Below are 16,679 nucleotides of genomic sequence, written 5' to 3'. Positions count from 1 at the left end.
AGGACGGCGTACGCTTCGTCGAATGGACATCCACGTCGAGGTCGAGGACCCCGGGGACCCGCGCAGCCTCGAGGTCGACCTCGACTTCCCGCGCGAGTGGCTCGAGTTCGCGGACCCGGCCGACGCCGACCACCTCATCCGCGCCGACCTGACCTGGCTGCTGTCCAACTGGACGTGCGTCTACGGCAACGGCTGCCACGGCATCATCGAGGGGCGCGCCGAGGAGGGCTGCTGCTCGCACGGCGCCTTCTTCACCGACGACGACGACCAGGAGCGGGTGCGGGCGGCGGTCAAGAGGCTCACGCCCGAGCACTGGCAGCACTATCGCCGCGGCTTCAAGCGGTGGACCGAGAACGACACGATCGACGGCAAGAGCAAGGCGCTGCGCACGGCCACGCGGCCCGGCGGCGGCTGCGTCTTCCAGAACGACCCGGGCTTCGTGGGCGGGGCCGGCTGCGCCCTGCACGGCCAGGCGCTGCGCGACGGCGTGCACCCGCTGGAATACAAGCCGGACGTCTGCTGGCAGCTGCCGGTGCGCCGCGACCAGGACTGGCGCAAGCGCCCCGACGGCACCAAGGTGCTCGTCTCCACGCTCGGCGAGTTCGACCGCCGCGGCTGGGGCGAGGGCGGCCACGACCTGCACTGGTGGTGCACCTCGTCCCCGGAGGCGCACGTGGGCGCGAAGCGGCTCTACCAGGAGTACGAACCGGAGCTGACGGCGCTGATCGGCAAATCGGCGTATGCGCGGCTCGCGGAGCTCTGCGCGGCGCGGGCCGAGCAGGGCATGATCGCCGAGCACCCGGCGACCGCCGGGGCCAGGAACCTAAAGCTCATCCCCATCCGGCCGGTCTGAGCCCGAGCCGGAACGGGCGCGGCGGGCCCGCGCGACCAGCGAGTAGCCCACCGCCATGAGCGACAGCCCGATCAGGATGCTCGGCAGCAGCCGCGGCCAGCCGGCCTGGGCGAAGGCGGTGTAGGCGGAACTGACCGCCAGCAGCAGGCCGACGACCATCATGAGCAAGCCGGCCGGGCCGGTGTTGAAGCTGCGCACCTGGCAGAACGCTACGGCAGCCGGGCGTGTCGTGGAGCCGGACTCCTCAAGTCTCGTCCGGGTGAGCCGAAGGTCCGGGCGTGACGAGCCTGCCCACGATCAACGCCCTGGTCGACGTGGTGCTGATGGACGGAGAGGCCTATCAGTCCCGCGTCGAGGACATGAGCGGCAAGCGCCTGACCGTGGCCGCGCCCTTCGGTGTGGTACCGGCGGACGTGCCCAAGATCGGCGCGTCCATGGAGCTCGCCTGGGTGGCGGGCGACCGGCGGCAGGCCGTGGACGTGCGCCTCGTCGAGCTCAGCCGGGAACAACCGCCCCGCTGGTCCCTGGAGGCGGTCGGCTCGATCCGCCTGCAGACGCGCCGCAACTACGTGCGCGGCGGCGGGGGCGAGTGGGTCGAGGTGCGTCACGGCGGCTCGACGTACAAGGGCCGGGTCATCGACCTGTCCGAGGGCGGCGTGCGGTGCCGGATGCTGGAGGACCGCTTCGAGCGCGACGACCGCGTCGACGTGAAGGTCTCGCTGGAGACCGAGTCGATCACGCTCAGCGGGACCGTCCTGTTCGTCCGCCGGGATCCGGACAACGCCACCTACGACGTGATCATCACGTACGAGACCAGCGAGATCATCGGCCGCGCGATCCGCGGTTACGTTCTGCGCCGCGAGATGGAGGAGCGCAGGCGCAACCGCGAATCCGTGGCGAACGCCGGGTAGGGCCGCCCCTCGGCCTACGGCTCGAACTTGTAGCCGAGGCCGCGGACGGTGACGATGTACCGCGGCGCCGAGGGCTCCGGCTCGATCTTGGACCGCAGCCGCTTGACGTGCACGTCCAGCGTCTTGGTGTCGCCGACGTAGTCCGCACCCCAGACGCGGTCGATCAGCTGGCCGCGGGTGAGCACCCGGCCGGCGTTGCGCAGCAGCAGCTCGAGCAGCTCGAACTCCTTGAGCGGCAGCTGTACGGCATCCCCCGCCACGGTCACCACGTGCCGGTCGACGTCCATGCGCACCGGGCCGGCCGAGAGCGTCGGCGGGGCGAGCTCGCCGACCGTGTCGACCTGGCGGCGCAGCACCGCGCGGATGCGCGCGACCAGCTCGCGGGGCGAGTAGGGCTTGGTGACGTAGTCGTCCGCCCCGATCTCCAGGCCGACCACCTTGTCGATCTCGCTGTCCCGCGCCGTGATCATGATGATCGGGACGTTGGACTTCTGCCGCATCTGCCGGCACACCTCGGTGCCGGACATCTCGGGCAGCATGAGGTCGAGCAGGACGATGTCCGCGCCGGTGCGGTCGAACTCGGTCATGGCCTCAGTGCCGGTCGCCGCGATCGAGACCTCGAAGCCCTCGCGGCGGAGCATGTACGACAACGGGTCCGAGATCGACTCTTCGTCCTCGACCACGAGTACGCGCGCCAACGTGCTGTCCTTTCGTAGCTGCCGGGGAGCCGCACTGCGCTGCGAACCGCGGGTGGAAGGTTGCTGTTGCGTAACGATCATGGGGCCCCTCCGATCTCAACTGACGGCGGTAGCGTCAACGCGGCCTCCGTCGGACGCGAAGGCAGCCGCAACGTGAACGTCGAGCCAACTCCTACCGTGCTCGCCACCGTCACCCGGCCACCATGGTTGGTGGAGATGTGCTTGACGATCGCGAGGCCGAGCCCGGTGCCGCCCGTGGCCCGCGAGCGCGCCCGGTCGGCGCGGTAGAACCGCTCGAAGATGCGGTCGAGGTCGCGGGGTTCGATGCCGATGCCCTGGTCGATCACGGCAATCTCGACGTGACCGTTGTCCTCGCTGGTGGCCACCGTGACCGCGGTGTGCTCCGGCGAGTACGCGATCGCGTTCTCGACCAGGTTGGCCACGGCCGTGACGAGCTGGTTCTCGTTGCCGTAGACCTTCAGCCCGCGCACGCCGGTGAAGCGCAGCTCGATCTCCTTGGCCGAGGCCGGGGTCTTGGCCCGGTCGAGCACCTCGGCGGTGATCTTGTCGACGTCGACCGGCTCCGGCTCGGGCAGCGGCTCCGCGCCCTGCAGCCGGGACAGTTCGAGCAGCTCCGAGACCAGCCGGCCCAGCCGCGACGACTCGTGCTTGATCCGCTCGGCGAAGCGGATGGCGGCCGCGGGGTCCTTGTCGGTCGCGTCCAGCAGCGCCTCGGCCAGCAGCTGCAGCGCGCCGACGGGGGTCTTGAGCTCGTGGCTGACGTTGGCGACGAAGTCCCGGCGCACCCGGGCGACCCGGTGCGCCTCGGTGACGTCGGCCGCCTCGATCGCGACCCGGCCGCCGTCGAGCGCGCTGGCCCGCACGTTGACACCGAGCGGCTCGCCGTGCGTCAGGCGCGGCAGGTCGAGCTCGACGACGCGGGTGATGCCGGTGCGCCGCACCTGGCCCGCGAGCGTGCGCACGATGGTGTGCGCCTCCTCGGTCGGCTCGGCGGTGCCACCCTGGCGCTGGCGGACGAGGCCCATCTCCCGCGCCGCCGCGTTGGCGAACAGGGGACGGTCGCCCTCGTCGAGCACGAGCACCCCGACCTGCAGCGCGTCGAGGATGTCGGTGACCGCCGGACCCTCGGACTTCGCCTGCCGGAACTTCCAATCCACGATCCGATGGTAGGAGACCGTGTAGCGCATCCAGCGCGCACGAAGGCACGAATCGGGCTCATGTGGCCCAGTGTTCACCCTGCTGGCGGTCACTGTTCACCGGGCGAGCCAGGTTCGGGCCATACGGTGAGGGTCACAACGATGGGAGCAATATGCGCGACGAATACCGTGCCGATCTTCTGCAGGTCAACAAGCTGCTGGTGTGGATGGCCGACGCGGTGCGCTCGGCCATGAGCCGGGCCACGAACGCCCTGCTCAACGCCGACCAGACCGACGCGGAGGAGGTCATCGCCCGCGACGCCGAGGTCAACGCGCTCTACCGCCTGGTCGAGGACAAGGTGTACGACCTGTGCGCCCGCCAGGCCCCGGTCGCCTCCGACCTGCGGCTGCTGCTCACCGCCCTGCACCTCGCGGCCGACCTCGAGCGCATGGGCGACCTCGCCGACCACGTGGCCAAGACCGCGCTGCGCCGGCACCCGGCCCGCGCCGTGCCGGAGCCGCTGGTGGCGACGTTCGAGCAGATGGGCTCGGTGGCGGACCGGATCGCCGGCAAGATCTCCTCGGCCATCTCCAACCTCGACGTGGTCGCCGCCGGGCAGCTCGAGCGCGACGACGACGCCATGGACAAGCTGCACACGGACCTGTTCGGGATCATGTTCGCGCCCGGCTGGGCCGAGGGCACGGAGGCCGCGGTCGACGGGGCGCTGCTCGGGCGGTTCTACGAGCGGTACGCCGACCACGCCGTCAATGCCGGCCGTCACGTCGTGTTCCTCGTCACGGGCGAGACGCTCGACACCCGCGACGCCGTCAAGGACTGACGTCCGCGAACGGCAAAGGGGCCGGGTCGTCGACCCGGCCCCCCTTCGCCGTGCGTGATCAGCGACCCTGGTTGGCCACCGCGGCGGCCGCCTCCTTGGCCGCCTCCGGGTCCAGGTAGGTGCCGCCGGCCGTGACCGGCTTCAGCGCCGCGTCGAGGTCGTAGCGCAGCGGGATGCCGGTCGGGATGTTGAGCTTGGCGATCGCCTCGTCGGAGATGCCGTCGAGGTGCTTGACGAGCGCGCGCAGCGAGTTGCCGTGGGCCGCGACGAGCACCGTCCGGCCGCTCAGCAGCTGGGGGACGATCTGGTCGTACCAGTACGGCAGCATCCGAGCCACGACGTCCTTGAGGCACTCGGTCTTCGGCCGCAGCTCCGGCGGCAGGGCCGCGTAGCGCGCGTCGCCCGCCTGCGACCACTCGTCGTCGTCGGCGATGGCCGGCGGCGGCGTGTCGTAGGAGCGGCGCCAGAGCATGAACTGCTCCTCGCCGAACTCGTCCAGCGTCTGCTTCTTGTTCTTGCCCTGCAGGGCGCCGTAGTGCCGCTCGTTCAGCCGCCAGCTGCGCTGGACGGGGATCCAGTGCCGGTCGGCGGTGTGCAGGGCGATCTCGCTGGTGCGGATGGCACGGCGCAGCACTGACGTGTGCACCACATCCGGCAGGAGACCGGAATCACGGAGCAGCTCGCCGCCCCGGCGGGCCTCGGCCTCTCCCTGGGCGCTGAGGTCCACGTCGACCCAGCCGGTGAACAGGTTCTTGGCGTTCCACTCGCTCTCACCGTGCCGCAAGAGCACCAGTGTCCCGACTTCACTCATGACACCATGGTCCCGTACCGAATCACTTCGACATCACACGGCCCCGGTGTAAGGATGCCAGACCGTGGCGGAACTTACGGGGAAACGGCGGCTGCCGGGCCAGTTCTGGGTGTTGTGGACGGCCACGCTGGTCAATCGGGCCGGCGGCTTCGTCATCATCTTCCTGACGATCTACCTGACGACCCAGCGCGGCTTCAGCCCCACCGCGGCCGGCCTGGTGATCGGGCTCTACGGCGTCGGCGGCGCGGTCGGCGTCACCGCCGGCGGCCACCTCGCCGATCGCTGGGGCCGCCGCCCGACCGCCCTGCTGTCGCTCTTCGCCACCTCGGCGCTCATGCTCGCGCTCGGCGTGGCCCGCGGGCCGGCCGAGATCGCGGCGGCCGCCCTGCTGCTCGGCGCCGCGGCCGAGTCGGCCCGACCGCCGCTGGGCGCGATGATCGCCGACATCGTGCCGGGTGAGGACCGGATGCGCGCGTTCAGCACCTACTACTGGGCCATCAACCTCGGCTTCGCGGTCTCCGCGGTGGTCGCCGGGTTCGCCGCCCGGGCCGGGTACTTCACGCTGTTCGTCGGCGACGCGGCCACCACCGCGGCCGCCGGGCTGCTGGTCGCCTGGCGCATCCGGGAGACGAAGCCGGCCGTCGCGCCGCACGAGGAGCACGAGCGCGGCCGCCTCGCCACGGTGCTGCGGGACCGGGTGTTCCTCGGGTTCGTGGCCTGCAACCTGCTCGTCGCGCTGGTGATGCTCCAGCACATGTCGATGCTGCCGCTGGCGATGATCGCCGACGGGCTGCCCAGCGAGACGTTCGGCGTGGTCATCGCGCTCAACGGGGTCATGATCGTGGCCGGGCAGATGGCGGTGAGCCGGCTGCTCGCCCGGCGCCGGCCGGCGCTCGTGATGCCGTTCGCCACGGTGGTGATCGGGCTCGGATTCGGCCTGACCGCGTTCGCCCACACGCCGCTGCTGTACGCCGGGACGGTGCTCGTCTGGACCGCGGGCGAGATGCTGCAGGCGCCGTCCAACGCGGCCCTGCTCGCCGGGCTGTCCCCGGTCTCGATGCGCGGCCGCTACCAGGGCGTGTTCGGCCTGAGCTGGCAGGCGGCCTCGTTCCTCGCCCCGACGCTGGGCGGGGCGGTGCGCGACCTGGCCGGCAACACTGCGCTGTGGCTCGGGTGCTGCTGCGCGGCGCTCGCGGCCGCCGTCTGGAGCCTGCTGGCCGCCTCCGCCCGCGAGCGCCGGGTCGCCGTCCTGACCGAGAAAGACCTGGCTAAGATCAAACTGTAAGGGGTCTTAACAAAGGGAGTGCTGACTTTCGTGCGCAACTGGTACCGGTCCACGATCGGTGGCCTTCCCAGCCTCTACTGGTACCTCTGGACCGGCATGCTGATCAATCGCGTCGGCGGCTTCGTCGCGCTGGTCCTGTCGCTGTACCTCACCTCCGCCCGGCACCTCACGATCTCCGCCGCGGGCCTGGTGGTGGGCGTCTACGGCATCGGCGGCATCGCGGGCGTCCTGCTCGGCGGGGTGCTCGCCGACCGCTGGGGCCGCCGCCCGACCCTGCTGCTGGCGCACTTCGGCGCGGTCGCGGTGCTCGCCGGCCTGACCCTGGCCCGCCCGATCCCGGCGATCGCGGTGCTGGCGGCGCTGCTCGGCCTGATGCACGCGATGCCCGGCCCGGCGTTCGTGGCCGCCATCGTCGACGTGACCCCGGCCGACGACCGCAGCCGCGCGTTCAACCTGCAGTTCTGGGCGTTCAACCTGGGCATGGCCGTGGCATCGGTACTGGCCGGCGCCCTCGCCGAGGTGAGCTTCACGCTGTTGTTCGCCGTCGACGCCGCCGGCACCCTGGTGACCGCGCTGCTCCTGCTGTGGAAGGTGCACGAGACGCGCCCGGCGCACCGGGTCGCGACCAGGGCGGGCGGCCTGCACACGGCGCTCACCGACCGCGCGTACATGCTCTTCGTCGGCCTCTCGCTGCTGCTGGCGATCCTCAGCACGCAGACGTCGACGATCCTGCCGCTGGCGATCACCGGCGACGGGCTGCGGCCGTCGGTGTACGGCTCCGTGGTGGCGTACGCGGCCCTGCTCATCGTCGTCGGCCAGCTCTTCGTGCCGCGGGTGATCGACCGCTGGCGCAAGGGCACCGCGCTCGCGATCGCGAACGTCTTCCTGGGCCTGGGCTTCGCCGCCGTCTCCCTCGCCGACGGCGTGCTCGGCTACCTGGCCGCCGCGACCGTGTGGACCGTCGGCTCGATGATCGCCGCCCCGCCCAACGCCGCGGTCATCGCCGAGCTGTCCCCCGAGGCGCTGCGCGGCCGCTACCAGAGCGTGTTCTACCTGACGTTCCCGGCGGCCGGCTTCATCGCGCCCGCGGCCGGTGGGGTCAGCCTGCAGTACCTCGGCGACTGGCACTGGGTCGTGTGCGGCGGGCTGGGCCTGCTCGCCGCGGCCGGCCACCTGCTCATCCAGCCCGCCCGGGAGCGCCGGGTGGCCCGCGAGCTCGCCGCCGACGAGCAGGTTGCGATGCCCGTCGGCGGCTAGCGACGCGCATCACCCGCAGGCCTGGCGGCCCGCGAGCCCGCCGCGGACGAGGAGTTTGCGATGCCCGTCGGCGGGTAGTGGCGCGGGTCACCACGACGGCGGGAGGCGCCTTGGACGGCTCGGCGGGCTTGTCGGCACGGCTCGAGCCCGAACCGCCGGACACCGTCGTCATCCGGCTCGCGGGCGAGCTGGACCTGGCCACGCGGGAGCAGGTGACCGAGGCGGTGCGGGCGGTACTGCCCGCGTTCCACCCGGAGGCGCTCGTGCTCGACCTCGACGCGGTGACGGTGCTGGACTCGGCCGGGATCGGGGCGCTGGTCGGCTGCTGGAAGCTGGCGGCGGGGGCGGGGTGCGTGCTGAGCCTGCGCAACCCGCGGCCGCTCGCCTATGCGCAGCTGGAGCTCACGGGCCTGCTGGACGTCTTCGCGCTGCCGGCCGCGCGCTGAAAATCCGTCCGGAACAGCTTTATCCCCGGCAGGGTATAAGTCCGAAATGTTGGCGGCTTCGGCCGCGAAGCGGCCGACATTTCGCGTCACAGCGTGCCCTCGTACCGAGCGGCCCCGCTCGCGGTCCCGTCGCCACGCAGCCGAGCACGCGCCGCCGAGTCGCCGTACAGGCCGTAGCGGAACAGGTCCAGCATCGACGCGCTCACGGCGTTCGCGGCCGCCGTCGTGCCCCACAGCGCCGCCCCGTGGTCGCCGCCGATGAGCGTCAGCAGCCCCTTCGGCCACGGGTCGTTGTCGAAGAGGGATTTTCCGCTGCTGTACGGCACTGTCGCGTCGGCGTCCCCGTGGATGAACAGCACCGGCGTGGCCGCACCGGAGAACCTGCCGCCCATCGAGCCGCCCGACACGACGACGGCGCCCTTGAGGCGGCTGTCGCGCGTGGAGCCCGAGAGCAGGCCTGCGGTGGTGTACCCGCCCGCGGAGTGCCCGGCCGCGCCGACGTGGGCGGTGTCGATGCGCCCGGCGAGCGGCGAGCCGGACTGGCCGTCGAGCTTGAGCACCTCGGTGATGACCGCGGAGGCGTCGGCGGGCTGGTTGACCATGTCGTTCTGGTTGAACGGGTTCGCCTTGTCATTGGTGAACGGGTAGGCGGGCGCGGCGACGACGAACCCGGCGGCGGCGATCTTCTGGGTCACGCCGCTGTACCCCTCCGGCGAGCCGTGCAGCCCGTGGCTCCACAGCACCAGGGGGTAGCGTCCGGCCGTCTTCGGGTACCAGACCACCGTCCGCAGCGTCCGCCCGGCCCGCGTGAACGTGAACTGGCTGCTGGTGACGGCGAACGTCTGCGTCGGCGCCTTGCCCCCACCGCTCGCGGGGGCCGTGGTCGTGGCCGTCCTGGCGGAGGGGCTCGTCGCGGCGCGGGCCGCGAGGCCGCCGGTGCCGTCCGGCGCGAAGGTGCCGTCCCCCGCGAAACTTCCATCGACGGCACTCGGCGCCGCGGAAACGTCGGCCGAACCGGGAACTCCCCCATTGGCGGCCCGGGATCCGCACCCGGCGAGCCCGGCGAAAGCGGCCAGCAGAATGGCGGCCGGTATCAGGCGCCTACGCATGCCAGGAAATTACGGGCTTCACGCCCTCGGCGTCTTTACGCGCGCCTTAAGTTTCGCTCGTACCGGCGGCAGCGGGTGCGTGCACCCCCAGTCCACGGCACCCGCTCTGTGCCGCCGGTTGCGACGACACGCCCCGCCCGGACATGTCATCGCGAGTGGGCCTTGCGGCCCTGAACACCCCCGCCGCTCCCCAACTTCAGGAATCGCCGGATCCGTCAACGACGGTACGCGGCACACTCTTGGCACGCCAAGTAAACGGGCTGTCGGCTCGCTCACACACCGGAAACAATGGCGACGCGGCGCGGTTATCAGGCCGATCGCCACCGATCAGACTGGGCTGTTGGTGCGCCGTTCGCCCCGGCGTAATCCTCAGGCCGGGCGGTTCACGAAGTCGGTGAACGCCCGCAGGTTGTCGAGGGGCTCGCCGCGCTTGACCCGCCACTGCCATTCGCGGCGGATCGCCGAGCCGAAGCCGATCTCCAGCATCGGGTCGAAGCTCTCGTCGGCGTACGTCAGCACCGCCCCCAGCAGCCGGTCGAGCTCGGCCTCCGTGACGGCGTGCAGCGGGAGCCGGCCCATGAGGTACACGTCGCCGGCCGAGTCGACGCTGAACGCCACGCCGTACATGCGGGCGTTGCGCTGCAGCAGCCACTCCCACAGCGCCTCGCGGTTCTCGTCCGGGTGGCGCATGACGAACGCCTCGACCCGCAGCGCGTGCTCGCCGACGATCAGGTTGCAGTTCGTCTTCTGCTTGTGGGTGCCGGGCAGGGTCACGACGTACGCGTGCTCGCCCGTGCGCTCCCACGGGATCTCGCGTTCGGCCGCCACCCGCTCGATCAGCGCCGAGATCTCCGCCTTCGCGCTCATGCCGCCACCGCCGCCCGGTGGAACGCCAGCGCGTCGCGGTAGGCCGCCAGCAGCCCGCTGGCCGTGTGGGCCCAGGAGAACTCGCGCGCGTGGCGCACCGCGCCCAGCGACAGCGCCGCCCGCCGGGCCGGCTCGGCCAGCAGCGGCCCGAGCACGGCCGCCCAGTCGGCCGGTCTGTGGGTGTCGACCAGCATCCCGGAGACGCCGTCGCGCACCGCGGTCACCAGCCCGCCGACGGCCGCCGCGACGACCGGGGTGCCGCAGGCCTGGGCCTCGATCGCAACCAGCCCGAACGACTCGTTGAAGCTCGGCACCGCGACGACGTCCACGGCCCGGAACAGCTCGGCGAGCGCGTCGCGCGGCTGGGGCGGCAGGAACCGCACGATGTCGGCGATGCCCAGGTCGCGGGCGAGGTCCATGAGCGCGGTGGGCCGGTCGAGGCCGGAGCCGCTGGGGCCGCCGCAGATGACCACGAGCAGCTTGGGGTCGCGCGCCCGCAGCTCGGCGGCGGCACGCAGCAGCACGTCGGGGGCCTTGAGCGGCTGGATGCGCCCGGCGAAGGCGACGATCCGGGCGTCGGCGGGCAGGCCGAAGCGCTCGCGCGCGGCGAGCTTGCGGTGCGGCCGGGGCACGAACCGGTCCAGGTCCACGCCGGGCGGCACGACGCTGACCTTGCGCGGGTCGGCGGCGTAGAGGTCGATGAGGTCCGCGGCCTCGGCCGGAGTGTTGGCGACCAGGCCGTCGGCCGCCGCCACCACCTGCTCCTCGCCGATCACCCGGGCGATCGGCTCGGGCTTGTCACCGTCGGCGAGCAGCTGGTTCTTGACCTTGGCGAGGGTGTGCGCGGTGTGCACCAGCGGGACGCCCCACCGGTCCTTCGCGAGCCACCCGACCTGCCCGGAGAGCCAGTAGTGGGAGTGCACCAGGTCGTACCAGCCCGACGGCCGGGCCGCCTCGGCCCGCAGCACGCCGCCGGTGAACGCGCACAGCTGCGCGGGCAGGTCCTCCTTGGCCAGGCCCTCGAACGGCCCGGCGATGACGTGGCGCACGAGCACGCCCGGGGCCATCTCCACCGTCGGCGGCAGCTCGCTGTTGGTGGCCCGGGTGAAGATCTCCACCTCGACGCCGGCCCGCGCGAGCCGCTCGGCCACCTCGACGATGTAGACGTTCATCCCGCCCGCGTCGCCGGTGCCCGGCTGGTCCAGCGGGGACGTGTGCACCGACAGCGTCGCGACGCGCCTCGGGAGGGTACGGCGGGAGTGCGGGGTGTGGCCATACAGCGAATCGACCCGCGCCACGTCGTGCTCCTGTCTGTTGCCGACCGGTTACATCTTCCCAACCGTCCATGTTCCCTCGCCGAGGGCGGTTCACCCACCGTTGCGTTGGTCACTGCATCGCGGGCTCCGTCGTGCAGGATGGCCACATGTCTACTCGAATCGCCGTCGTCACCGGCGCCTCCAGCGGCATCGGGGCCGCCACCGCCCGCCGGCTCGACGCCGAGGGCTTCCACGTCGTCGCCGTCGCCCGCCGCGAGGACCGGCTCAAGGACCTCGTCGGGTCGCTGCGCTCGGCCACGGCCGTGGTGGCCGACGTCACCTCCGACGAGTCGGTCGCGGCCCTCGCCGCCGCCGTCGAGGCGCTGGACGGGACCGTCGAGCTGCTGGTCAACAACGCGGGCGGGGCCATCGGGGCCGAGACGGTCGAGGACGCCGACCTCGCCGACTGGCAGTGGATGTTCGACGTCAACGTGCTCGGCACGGTCCGGGTCACCAAGGCGCTGCTGCCCGCGCTGGAGCGCTCGGGCCGGGCCACGGTCGTGGTGCTGAGCTCGACCGCGGGGCTGATCGTGTACGAGGGCGGCGGCGGGTACGCGGCGGCCAAGCACGCCCAGACCGCCGTCGCCGAGACCCTGCGCCTGGAGCTGTGCGGCCGCCCGGTCCGGGTCGTGGAGATCGACCCCGGCATGGTGCGCACCGACGAGTTCGCCCTCAAGCGCTACGAGGGCGACGCGGAGAAGGCGGCCGCGGTGTACGCGGGCGTCGCCGAGCCGCTCGTCGCCGACGACATCGCCGACTGCATCGCCTGGACCGCGACCCGGCCGCACCACGTGAACATCGACCGGCTCGTGGTCCGCCCGCTGGCCCAGGCCGCCCAGCACAAGGTCCACCGGGTGCTGTGAAGCCGGTCGGGTCGATCACGCGGGGCACCACCAACCCCAACCGGCTGCGCCGCGTCGACAACTGGATCGCCGCGACGCTCGGCGGGGTGCTGCGCCGGGCGGAGGAGCCGCTCGTGGTCGACCTCGGCTTCGGCGCCTCGCCGATCACCGCGATCGAGCTGCACGCCCGCCTCGGCGTGCCGGTCGCCGGCCTGGAGATCGACCCGGACCGCGTGGCCGCCGCCCGCCCCTACGAGACCGAGGGGCTGACCTTCCGGCTGGGCGGCTTCGAGCTGGCCGGCCTGCGCCCGACCCTGGTGCGGGCGTTCAACGTGCTGCGGCAGTACGACGAGGCCGACGTGCCCGGCGCCTGGGCGGCGATGACGGCGACGGGCGCGCTGCTGGTGGAGGGGACCTGCGACGAGCTCGGCCGGCTGGCCGCCTGGGTGCTGGTCTCCCCCGCCGGCCCGCGCACGCTCACCCTCGCCAGCCGCCTGGCCACCCTGGACACGCCGGGCACGCTGGCCGAGCGGCTGCCGAAGGCGCTCATCCACCACAACGTCCCCGGCGAACGCATCCACGCCCTCCTGTACGACCTGGACACCGGCTGGCGGGCGGCGGCCCCGCTGTCGGTGTTCGGGCCGCGACAGCGCTGGCGGGCCGCCGTGGAGTCGGCGCGGGACGCGGGCTGGCCGGTGCTGGACCGCCCCGCCCGCTGGCGCCTGGGCGAGGTCACCGTCCCCTACGCGTCGGTCGCGCCCGGGACGCGCGCCTAGAGCGCGCAGCGCACCAGGACCGGCTCCGGGTGGAGGGTCACGCCGAAGCGGGACTCGACGCCGGCCCGGATCTCGCGGGCCAGGTCCAGCAGCGCCGCGGTCGTACCGCCGCCGCGGTTGGTCAGGGCGAGCGTGTGCTTGCCGGACAGGGCCACCCCGCGGGCGAGGTCGCCGTAGCCCTTGGCGAACCCGGCGCGCTCGATCAGCCAGGCCGCGCTCAGCTTCACCGCGTCGCCGGCCGGCCACGACGGCGGGGTGCCGAACCCGGCCGCGAGCTCGCGGACCCGTTCGAAGTCGGCGGCCGGGACGACCGGGTTGGTGAAGAAGGAGCCCACCGACCAGGTGTCCGGATCGGCCGGGTCGAGCACCATGCCCTTGCCCGCGCGCAGCTTCAGCACCGCCGAGCGGACCTCCTCCAGCGGGGCCGTCGCGCCCGGCTCGACCCCGAGGGTGCGGGCCAGCTCGGCGTACGCGATCGGCGTCGAGGCGCCCGAGACCTTGAGGCGCAACGTCACCGACAGCACCACATAGCGGGCGTTGTGCTTGAAGATGCTGGTGCGGTACGCGAAACCGCACTCGGCGGCCGGGATCGTCACGACATCGTCGCGCTCGCGGTCGTAGGCGCGCACCGCGGTGATGGTCTCGGCGACCTCCTGCCCGTACGCCCCGACGTTCTGAATCGGCGTCGCGCCCGCCGAGCCCGGGATGCCCGACAGCGACTCGATGCCGGACCAGCCGCTGGACACGGCCGTGGCGACCACGTCGTCCCACGGGTGACCCGCGGCGACCGTCAGGGTGATCCCGTCGCCGGCGGCCTCGCTTGTCAGCCCCCGCTGGCGCAGCAGCACCACGGTGCCGGGGAAGCCCTCGTCGGCCACCACCACGTTGCTGCCGCCGGCCAGGATGAGCTGGTCGCCCCCCGAGCGCAGGGCGGCGAGCGTCTCCTCCTCGGTCGTCGCCTCGATCAGGCGGCCGGCCGGGCCGCCGAGGCGCAGGGTCGTGAACGCGGCGAGCGTACGGGGTTCGGACACGGCACCAGCCTAAGCGTTGCCCTAATCTTGTTGGCTATGAGCAAGCCTCAGCTCACCAAGGACATCTGGCTGGCCGCGCTGCGCACCGAGGGCGACGCCTTCCGCGCCGCCCTGAGCAGCGGCACGCCCCTCGACGCCCCGGTGCCGAGCTGTCCGGGCTGGAGCCTGGGCGATCTCGCGTGGCACCTGCGTCAGGTGTACTCGTACGTCACCGGACACGTCGCCCGCGCAACCCTCGACCAGCCGGAGCCCCGCTCGACCGACCCGCTGCCCGCGGGCGTGGACGCGGCGACGGCCTGGACCGACGCGTTCACCGAGCTCGTCGCGACCCTCGACGCCGTCGAACCCGACACGCCGGCCTGGAACTTCGCGCCCCAGGCGAAGAAGGCCGCGTTCTGGCACCGGCGCATGGCCCACGAGACGACGATCCACCGCTGGGACGCGCAGATGGCCGGCGGGCTCGCCGAGCCGATCGAGGCGCGGCTGGCCAGCGACAACGTCACCGAGGTGCTCGACACCTGGATCCCGTCCGGGCGCCGCAGCGGGCCCACCGACCGGGCCGGCATGATCGCGCTGCACGCCACCGACACGGATCAGGTCTGGTACGTCCGGCTGCGCGGCGCCGGCATCGCGCTGCTCGACACCGACACCCTGCTCGACTCCGACGAGCACCACGAGCGCGCGACGGCCAGCGGCAGCGCGAGCGACCTGGCGCTCGCGCTGTGGGGCCGCGTGCCGTTCGACACCCTGCTCGTCAGCGGGGACGCGACTCTCCTGCGGGGCTTGCTGGCCTGAGCGGCGGCGGCGCCTGGTCGTCGATGCTCAGACCGAGCGTGCGCCGGGTCAGCAGCGTTGCCCCGCTCACCGCGGCCGGGATCACGATGATCGCCACCACGGGGATCAGCAGCACCAGGAAGACCGGGATGCCGAAGCCGAGCGCGAGCGCGCGGTTGGCCCGCAGCACCTTGCGCCGGTCGGCCAGGCGCAGCCCCCGCCGGTTGAACGGGATGCCGGTGAGCTCCACGACGATCAGCCAGCCGCCGACGATCGCGTTCAGCACCGGCACGACGGTCTGCCCGAAGACCGGGATGAACCCCATCAGGAACAGCGGGACGGCGAAGACCACGCCCAGCGCGATCAGGCGGATGGAGTCGACGAGGCTGGGCCAGAGGGTGCGGTACCACGGAAGGTCCAGGGCCCCGGGCGTCCCGCCGAGCCCGTCCTCCACCTTCTCGGAGATGATCTCGTAGAACGGGTCACCGATGAGCAGCGTCAGCGCGGTGAACGTGAGCGCGGAGAGCAGCGCGGCGGCGATGAGGATCGCGGCGCCCGCCCCGAACTCGATCGCGCCGCGCCAGAAGCCCGCCCAGTCCGCGGCGAACCCGGTGGCCGCGGCGGCGAGATCATCGATGTAGATGATCAAGAACGTCCACGCCACGACGAACAGCGCGCACGTGATGACGGCCGGGACGGCGCCCAGCAGGAGCAGCTTGGGATTGCGCCCGTAGCGCGCGAAACCCTTGCCCAGCAGCCGCAGCCCCGTCGCGAACTCGGACCCGGTCGTCTTCAGCTGACCCACGGCTTGGGAGCCTACTCGCCGGATGCCAGCCCGCTGCGGCACGCGTTGGCACCGTCGGGGCCCCGGTCGCGTCTGGGCCTGTCTCGGGTCTACTCGCCGGGTGCCAGGCCGTTGCGGTAGGCGTAGGCCACCGCCCGCGCCCGGTCGCGTCTGGGCCTGTCTCGGGTCTACTCGCCGGATGCCAGGCCGTTGCGGTACGCGTAGGCCACCGCCTGCGCCCGGTCGCGCACCCCGAGCTTGGCGAGCAGGTGATTGACGTGGCTCTTCACCGTGCCCTCGCTGATGAACAGCCGCGCCGCGATCTGCCCGTTCGTGAGCCCGCCGGCGATGAGCCCCAGCACCTCGGCCTCCCGCGGCGTGAGCCCGTCGCGCCGCTCCCCCGGCTCGGCCGGCGCCGGCTCGCCCCGCGTGAGCGCGTTGAGCACGTGGTGCTGCACCGCCGGGTCGAGCGCGGCGCCGTCGTCGAGCACGCGGCGCAGGGCGGCCCGGATCTCCTCGCCGCCGGCCTCCTTCGTCAGGTACCCCTTGGCGCCCGCCCGCAGCGCCTCCAGCACCGAGCGGTCGTCGGAGTAGGTCGTGAGCACGACCACGCGCACCTCGGGCGCCTGCTCCCGCAGCCGGCGGGTCGCCTCGACGCCGTCGCAGCGCGGCATGCGCAGATCCATGAGCACGATGTCGGGCCGCAGCGCCACCGCGAGACCGACGGCCTCGGCCCCGTCGCCGGCCGCCCCGATCACCTCGACGTCCGGCAGCAGCCCGAGCACGAGGGCGAGCCCCTCCCGCACCACGCGCTGGTCGTCGGCGAGGACCACGCGAATCGTCCCCCGGTCCGGGCTCACGCCGGCCCTGCCCTGGTCCGGGCTCAAGCCGGTCCTCTCGCGGTCCGGGCTCACACCGGCCCT

The 16,679-nt window shown here is 72.7% G+C and carries 19 protein-coding genes; 9 read left to right on the top strand and 10 right to left on the bottom strand.

Annotation, left to right across the window (positions count from 1 at the left end; translation table 11 throughout):
* Positions 1 to 22: 22 nt before the first annotated feature.
* Entirely contained in the window at positions 23 to 853 is an 831-nt protein-coding gene (locus tag ACQP1P_RS03275; protein ID WP_433082957.1) for a hypothetical protein, read from the top strand.
* Here the strand turns inward: ACQP1P_RS03275 and ACQP1P_RS03270 are convergent.
* Positions 824 to 1,051 (bottom strand): hypothetical protein, encoded by a 228-nt coding sequence (locus ACQP1P_RS03270; protein WP_433082955.1) that lies wholly within the window; start codon positions 1,049 to 1,051, stop codon positions 824 to 826. The genes ACQP1P_RS03275 and ACQP1P_RS03270 overlap by 30 nt on opposite strands.
* 80 nt (positions 1,052 to 1,131) lie before the next feature.
* On the opposite strand from ACQP1P_RS03270, the gene ACQP1P_RS03265 reads away from it, so the two are divergent.
* Positions 1,132 to 1,764 (top strand): PilZ domain-containing protein, encoded by a 633-nt coding sequence (locus ACQP1P_RS03265; protein WP_433082953.1) that lies wholly within the window; start codon positions 1,132 to 1,134, stop codon positions 1,762 to 1,764.
* A 14-nt stretch (positions 1,765 to 1,778) separates the two neighbouring features.
* Here ACQP1P_RS03265 and ACQP1P_RS03260 read toward each other — a convergent pair whose 3' ends face one another.
* A complete protein-coding gene (locus tag ACQP1P_RS03260; protein WP_350612268.1) occupies positions 1,779 to 2,462 on the bottom strand; it encodes a response regulator transcription factor in 684 nt (227 codons plus the stop codon).
* 77 nt (positions 2,463 to 2,539) lie between these two features.
* Positions 2,540 to 3,640, bottom strand: a complete 1,101-nt coding sequence (locus ACQP1P_RS03255; protein ID WP_433082950.1) for an ATP-binding protein — start codon at positions 3,638 to 3,640, stop codon at positions 2,540 to 2,542.
* 152 nt (positions 3,641 to 3,792) lie between these two features.
* On the opposite strand from ACQP1P_RS03255, the gene phoU reads away from it, so the two are divergent.
* The gene (gene phoU / locus ACQP1P_RS03250) at positions 3,793 to 4,458 is read left to right on the top strand and encodes a phosphate signaling complex protein PhoU (RefSeq protein ID WP_433082948.1); all 666 of its coding nucleotides are present in this window, start codon (positions 3,793 to 3,795) and stop codon (positions 4,456 to 4,458) included.
* A gap of 58 nt (positions 4,459 to 4,516) precedes the next feature.
* Here the strand turns inward: phoU and ACQP1P_RS03245 are convergent, their stop codons facing one another.
* Positions 4,517 to 5,269: a phosphoglyceromutase gene (locus ACQP1P_RS03245; RefSeq protein ID WP_433082946.1), complete on the bottom strand. Its 753-nt coding sequence runs from the start codon at positions 5,267 to 5,269 to the stop codon at positions 4,517 to 4,519.
* Positions 5,270 to 5,333: 64 nt separating this feature from the next.
* Here ACQP1P_RS03245 and ACQP1P_RS03240 point away from each other — a divergent pair, with 64 nt between their 5' ends.
* The 3 genes from ACQP1P_RS03240 (at position 5,334) to ACQP1P_RS03230 (ending at position 8,257) form a co-directional block, all read left to right on the top strand.
* Positions 5,334 to 6,554 (top strand): MDR family MFS transporter, encoded by a 1,221-nt coding sequence (locus ACQP1P_RS03240; protein ID WP_433082944.1) that lies wholly within the window; start codon positions 5,334 to 5,336, stop codon positions 6,552 to 6,554.
* 30 nt (positions 6,555 to 6,584) lie between these two features.
* The gene (locus tag ACQP1P_RS03235) at positions 6,585 to 7,811 is read left to right on the top strand and encodes an MDR family MFS transporter (RefSeq protein WP_433082942.1); all 1,227 of its coding nucleotides are present in this window, start codon (positions 6,585 to 6,587) and stop codon (positions 7,809 to 7,811) included.
* Between the two features lie 110 nt (positions 7,812 to 7,921).
* Positions 7,922 to 8,257 carry an STAS domain-containing protein gene (locus ACQP1P_RS03230; protein ID WP_433082940.1) on the top strand — a complete coding sequence of 112 codons (336 nt, stop codon included), beginning with the start codon at positions 7,922 to 7,924 and terminating at the stop codon, positions 8,255 to 8,257.
* An 86-nt stretch (positions 8,258 to 8,343) separates the two neighbouring features.
* Here ACQP1P_RS03230 and ACQP1P_RS03225 read toward each other — a convergent pair whose 3' ends face one another.
* From ACQP1P_RS03225 to mshA, 3 genes are all read right to left on the bottom strand, one after another.
* Entirely contained in the window at positions 8,344 to 9,366 is a 1,023-nt protein-coding gene (locus tag ACQP1P_RS03225) for an alpha/beta hydrolase family protein (protein WP_433082938.1), read from the bottom strand.
* A gap of 369 nt (positions 9,367 to 9,735) precedes the next feature.
* Positions 9,736 to 10,233, bottom strand: coding sequence for a YbjN domain-containing protein (locus tag ACQP1P_RS03220; RefSeq protein ID WP_433082936.1), 498 nt, complete (start codon positions 10,231 to 10,233; stop codon positions 9,736 to 9,738).
* A complete protein-coding gene (gene mshA, locus ACQP1P_RS03215; protein ID WP_433082934.1) occupies positions 10,230 to 11,531 on the bottom strand; it encodes a D-inositol-3-phosphate glycosyltransferase in 1,302 nt (433 codons plus the stop codon). Before mshA ends, ACQP1P_RS03220 begins: the two co-directional genes overlap by 4 nt.
* A 125-nt stretch (positions 11,532 to 11,656) precedes the next feature.
* On the opposite strand from mshA, the gene ACQP1P_RS03210 reads away from it, so the two are divergent.
* Positions 11,657 to 12,412, top strand: coding sequence for an SDR family oxidoreductase (locus ACQP1P_RS03210; RefSeq protein WP_433082932.1), 756 nt, complete (start codon positions 11,657 to 11,659; stop codon positions 12,410 to 12,412).
* The gene (locus ACQP1P_RS03205) at positions 12,409 to 13,167 is read left to right on the top strand and encodes a class I SAM-dependent methyltransferase (protein WP_433082930.1); all 759 of its coding nucleotides are present in this window, start codon (positions 12,409 to 12,411) and stop codon (positions 13,165 to 13,167) included. Before ACQP1P_RS03210 ends, ACQP1P_RS03205 begins: the two co-directional genes overlap by 4 nt.
* On the opposite strand, the gene ACQP1P_RS03200 is transcribed toward ACQP1P_RS03205, so the two are convergent.
* The gene (locus ACQP1P_RS03200) at positions 13,164 to 14,198 is read right to left on the bottom strand and encodes a UDP-N-acetylmuramate dehydrogenase (RefSeq protein ID WP_433082928.1); all 1,035 of its coding nucleotides are present in this window, start codon (positions 14,196 to 14,198) and stop codon (positions 13,164 to 13,166) included. The two genes, ACQP1P_RS03205 and ACQP1P_RS03200, sit on opposite strands and share 4 nt — an antisense overlap.
* A 36-nt stretch (positions 14,199 to 14,234) precedes the next feature.
* On the opposite strand from ACQP1P_RS03200, the gene ACQP1P_RS03195 reads away from it, so the two are divergent.
* Positions 14,235 to 14,993, top strand: coding sequence for a maleylpyruvate isomerase family mycothiol-dependent enzyme (locus tag ACQP1P_RS03195; protein WP_433082926.1), 759 nt, complete (start codon positions 14,235 to 14,237; stop codon positions 14,991 to 14,993).
* Here the strand turns inward: ACQP1P_RS03195 and ACQP1P_RS03190 are convergent.
* Positions 14,953 to 15,777: an EI24 domain-containing protein gene (locus ACQP1P_RS03190; RefSeq protein WP_433082924.1), complete on the bottom strand. Its 825-nt coding sequence runs from the start codon at positions 15,775 to 15,777 to the stop codon at positions 14,953 to 14,955. The genes ACQP1P_RS03195 and ACQP1P_RS03190 overlap by 41 nt on opposite strands.
* A gap of 167 nt (positions 15,778 to 15,944) precedes the next feature.
* Positions 15,945 to 16,616 (bottom strand): response regulator, encoded by a 672-nt coding sequence (locus tag ACQP1P_RS03185; protein ID WP_433082922.1) that lies wholly within the window; start codon positions 16,614 to 16,616, stop codon positions 15,945 to 15,947.
* Between the last annotated feature and the right edge of the window lie 63 nt (positions 16,617 to 16,679).

This window comes from Dactylosporangium sp. CA-052675, from assembly GCF_050947935.1.
Lineage (GTDB): Bacteria > Actinomycetota > Actinomycetes > Mycobacteriales > Micromonosporaceae > Dactylosporangium.
The sequence above is the reverse complement of the archived record's forward strand: the minus strand, read 5'-3'. Positions and strand labels throughout refer to the sequence as shown.

What these genes read in the sequence shown, in the direction of transcription:
- ACQP1P_RS03275 (WP_433082957.1), top strand. Translation starts at nt 23, where the DNA reads ATGGACATCCACGTCGAGGTCGAGGACCCCGGGGACCCGCGCAGCCTC.
- phoU (WP_433082948.1), top strand. Translation starts at nt 3,793, where the DNA reads ATGCGCGACGAATACCGTGCCGATCTTCTGCAGGTCAACAAGCTGCTG.
- ACQP1P_RS03245 (WP_433082946.1), bottom strand. Translation starts at nt 5,269, where the DNA reads ATGAGTGAAGTCGGGACACTGGTGCTCTTGCGGCACGGTGAGAGCGAG.
- ACQP1P_RS03225 (WP_433082938.1), bottom strand. Translation starts at nt 9,366, where the DNA reads ATGCGTAGGCGCCTGATACCGGCCGCCATTCTGCTGGCCGCTTTCGCC.
- ACQP1P_RS03220 (WP_433082936.1), bottom strand. Translation starts at nt 10,233, where the DNA reads ATGAGCGCGAAGGCGGAGATCTCGGCGCTGATCGAGCGGGTGGCGGCC.
- ACQP1P_RS03210 (WP_433082932.1), top strand. Translation starts at nt 11,657, where the DNA reads ATGTCTACTCGAATCGCCGTCGTCACCGGCGCCTCCAGCGGCATCGGG.
- ACQP1P_RS03195 (WP_433082926.1), top strand. Translation starts at nt 14,235, where the DNA reads ATGAGCAAGCCTCAGCTCACCAAGGACATCTGGCTGGCCGCGCTGCGC.